Here is a 3,487-nt window from a genome sequence, read left to right as displayed (position 1 = left end):
ACATTTAACTAACTTATAATATAAACAAAAACTAAAAACTAAAAATTAAAAGTAATGGCAAACGCACCAACAAAACCAACTACTCCTGTTAAGAAAGAAAGCTCAAGTGCATCGGGCATGTTTGCTTCTTTAACCATTCCAATCTGTTTGATTGTTTCAACTTCTATTTTTGTATTTATTCTTGGCGACCCAAGTCACTTTAAAGGCGGTGATGTACATGGTTACCCATCAGATATCTTTGGAACTGTTCATAGCGGCGGGGTAATTGTACCAGTGATCATGTCGTTTTTATTAATGGTGATCGTTTTCTCTATTGAGCGTTTTGTAGTTATCGGAAAAGCTTCTGGTACAGGAAGTGTAGATACTTTTGTTAGAAAAGTACAAGCGTTATTGAATGCAGGTAATATCGCCGGAGCATCATCTGAATGCGATAAACAAAAAGGTTCAGTAGCAAATGTTATTAAATCAGCATTGAAAAAATATGGCGAAATGGAAGCAGAACCAAACCTTGATGTTGATCAAAAAACTTTGGCTATCCAAAAAGATATTGAAGAAGCAACTGCTTTAGAAATGCCTATGTTGGAGCAAAACTTAACTATCATCGCTACATTGGTATCTATCGGTACATTAACCGGTCTGTTAGGTACGGTTGTGGGTATGATTAAAGCGTTCTCTTCGTTAGCTGTATCAGGTGTGCCAAACCAGGTTGAATTGTCTTCACACATTTCTGAAGCTTTGATCAACACTGCATTTGGTATCTTAACTTCAGCTATTTCAATTGTAATGTACAACGTATTTACATCAAAAATTGATAAACTGACATACGCTATTGACGAAACAGGATTTAGCATTGTTCAAACATTTGCTTCATCCCACAAGAACGCCAACAGATAAGAATATATTAGTGCTTAGGTTTTCTGGCTTTTCAATATTTAATACTTGGCCGGAATAATTAATACATTATAACACTATATATTTAAAAATTTTAATATGGCAAGGATAAAAGTTCCAAGAAAGAGTACAGCAATTGACATGACCGCAATGTGCGATGTGGCGTTCCTGTTGCTTACTTTCTTTATAATGACCGCGAAGGTAAGGACAGAAGATCCCGTTCCGATCGATATGCCGAAGTCTTCAATTCAACAGCCTATACCTGAATCTGATTTTGGTACTATAACTGTAGGGGAGCAAAAGGCATTTTTCGGAGTTGAGGGGATTGACATCCGCAAACAAACCTTAACCCAGATGGGCGAAATTTATAAAACCACGTTTACTCCTGAAGAACTGACACGGTTTTCAACTATCACTGCGTTTGGCGTTCCGATGAACCAGCTGCACCAGTTTATAGCCATGTCAGYGGATGAGCAAAAGAAACTTAAACAACCAGGTATCCCCAGGGATTCTGTAAGTAATGAGCTGTTCAACTGGATTCGCGAGGCCCGTAAAGCTACTGTGGCGCTGCACAATACGCAGTTACGTGTAGCTATTAAAGGTGATAGTAAGGAAGAGTACCCGGTGATTAAGGATGTTATAACTATTTTGCAAAAGCAAAAAGTCAACAAATTTAGTTTAATAACAAATATTAGCGGCGACGGCACAGGCGGCGCTCCTAAAAAATAAAAGATCATGGCAGAATTAGATACCTCCGGGGGAGGGAAACATAAAGGCGGGAAGGTTAGAAGTAAAAAGCAATCTACCCGTATTGACTTAACCGCGATGGTTGACCTTGCTTTCTTATTGATCACCTTCTTTATCATGACAACAACATTGGCCAAGCCTAAAGCGATGGACCTTGCAATGCCTGATAAGGATGAAAAAACTAAAGATCAGTTACCTATTGCTGCTTCCCGTTCATTAACCCTTTTATTAGGTAGTGACGATAAGCTGGAGTGGTACCTGGGCGAACCGGGTAAATCGGCACCAACAGTTGATAACTATGGTAAAGATGGTTTGCGTAAAACTTTAATTGAAAAAAGTAAAGAAGTACAGGAAAAAACCGGAAAGTTTATGTTTGTTGTGATTAAACCAAGCGATAAATCAAAGTACAAGAACATGGTAAGTGTGCTTGATGAGATCAACATAGCCAATATACAAAGCTATGGTATAGTTGACATCTCTCCTATAGAAATTGAGTTGTTGAAGAAAGACGGTTTATACAACGACAATAAATAAGAATATTAAAACGTTATTAATTTCCATTAAAGCCTAACAAATGTTTGGATCAAAATTAGACATATTGGATCAGAAATGGATCGACGTTGTTTTTAGTAACAGGAATAAGGCTTACGGGGCTTATGAACTAAGAAGAGATAACGCAAAAAATACATCAAGAGCTCTTATAATAGCTATTGTGGTGTTTGTGTTTATTATTTCTTTACCTACTATTATCAATAAGATCAAGGGACTTATCCCCAAAGCTGATGAAAAAGTAAAGATAACAGACGTAGTGCTGTTACCACCACCACCGGTGGATCAAACTAAAAAACCACCTCCACCGCCACCAGAACCACCAAAACCAAAGGTTGACCAGGTTCGTTTCCCTCCTCCGGTTGTAAAACCAGATAATGAGGTTAAGGAAAAAGATCCGCCAACGGTTAAGGAACTTGCAGTAGCCGATCCAGGTCAGAAAGATCAAAAAGGCGACCCTAATGCTGATATCAGAATTGATGAACCGGTAGGTAACTCAGATATTAAACAAGTTGTTGAAGAAGATCCTAATAAGATCTTTGCATCAGTTGAGAATTTACCCGAGTTTCCGGGTGGCGTTGAAAAATTTGGTGCTTATTTGAGTAAAACCATCAGGTACCCTGCAGTTGACCGTGAGAATGGCACACAAGGAAGGGTAATCCTTACTTTCGTAGTGGAACGTGACGGATCATTAACTGATATCAAGGTGTCAAGAAGCCTTAGCCCGGGTACAGATGCTGAAGCCGTTCGGGCCTTAAAAGGGTCACCAAAATGGAAGCCAGGAATTCAAAACGGCCGGCCGGTTCGTGTACAATATAGTGTACCGGTAAGCTTTACTTTAGCTGGTGATAATTAAGATAATGTCATTTAATTTCAATAAAGGTCAAAAATCGCCCAAAAGGCGGTTTTTGCTTATTTTAGGAACTGCTGCATTTATCTGTTTTATAATTTTAGGCTTAATGATCATGTTTTGGGACCGACTCCCGCTACAGTTACAGCCTTATCAGCGGATGCTTTTTGGGGCTTTTATTATCGGATACGCGATGCTGCGTTTCTCCAGATTGTTCAAAAAAGATCAGTATGAAGATTAGGTTTGATGTTAGATGTGTTTTTTTAGTATTAATTGTAGCGATAAGCTTACAGGCCTGTAAACAAAAAGCTTCAAAACCCTTTTCCGATGATACGTTCAACTCGGGTAAAGGAACATTTGTTGCCGATGAATCTTTTGCACCAATAGTAAGTCAGGAGGAGTATATTTATAAAAGCAGGTACCCTGCTGCACAGCCTACTTTTTTATACA

The 3,487-nt window shown here is 38.7% G+C and carries 5 protein-coding genes; all 5 read left to right on the top strand.

Annotated features, from left to right (window positions below; all coding sequences use genetic code 11):
• Positions 1-54 precede the first annotated feature (54 nt).
• On the top strand, positions 55-894 hold the full coding sequence (locus AC1DPZ_RS24130; RefSeq protein ID WP_477408274.1) for a MotA/TolQ/ExbB proton channel family protein: 840 nt from the start codon (positions 55-57) through the stop codon (positions 892-894).
• Between the two features lie 96 nt (positions 895-990).
• Entirely contained in the window at positions 991-1,620 is a 630-nt protein-coding gene (locus AC1DPZ_RS24125; RefSeq protein ID WP_477408272.1) for an ExbD/TolR family protein, read from the top strand.
• Positions 1,621-1,626: 6 nt separating this feature from the next.
• The gene (locus AC1DPZ_RS24120; protein ID WP_477408270.1) at positions 1,627-2,172 is read left to right on the top strand and encodes an ExbD/TolR family protein; all 546 of its coding nucleotides are present in this window, start codon (positions 1,627-1,629) and stop codon (positions 2,170-2,172) included.
• Positions 2,173-2,212: 40 nt separating this feature from the next.
• The gene (locus tag AC1DPZ_RS24115; protein WP_477408268.1) at positions 2,213-3,043 is read left to right on the top strand and encodes an energy transducer TonB; all 831 of its coding nucleotides are present in this window, start codon (positions 2,213-2,215) and stop codon (positions 3,041-3,043) included.
• A gap of 224 nt (positions 3,044-3,267) precedes the next feature.
• Positions 3,268-3,487: hypothetical protein (locus AC1DPZ_RS24110; RefSeq protein WP_477408266.1), on the top strand; the 220-nt coding region annotated here is incomplete at its 3' end.

It is taken from the genome of Mucilaginibacter sp. P4_G9, assembly GCF_056400985.1.
The sequence above is the reverse complement of the archived record's forward strand: the minus strand, read 5'-3'. Positions and strand labels throughout refer to the sequence as shown.

What these genes read in the sequence shown, in the direction of transcription:
- AC1DPZ_RS24130 (WP_477408274.1), top strand. Translation starts at nt 55, where the DNA reads ATGGCAAACGCACCAACAAAACCAACTACTCCTGTTAAGAAAGAAAGC.
- AC1DPZ_RS24120 (WP_477408270.1), top strand. Translation starts at nt 1,627, where the DNA reads ATGGCAGAATTAGATACCTCCGGGGGAGGGAAACATAAAGGCGGGAAG.
- AC1DPZ_RS24115 (WP_477408268.1), top strand. Translation starts at nt 2,213, where the DNA reads ATGTTTGGATCAAAATTAGACATATTGGATCAGAAATGGATCGACGTT.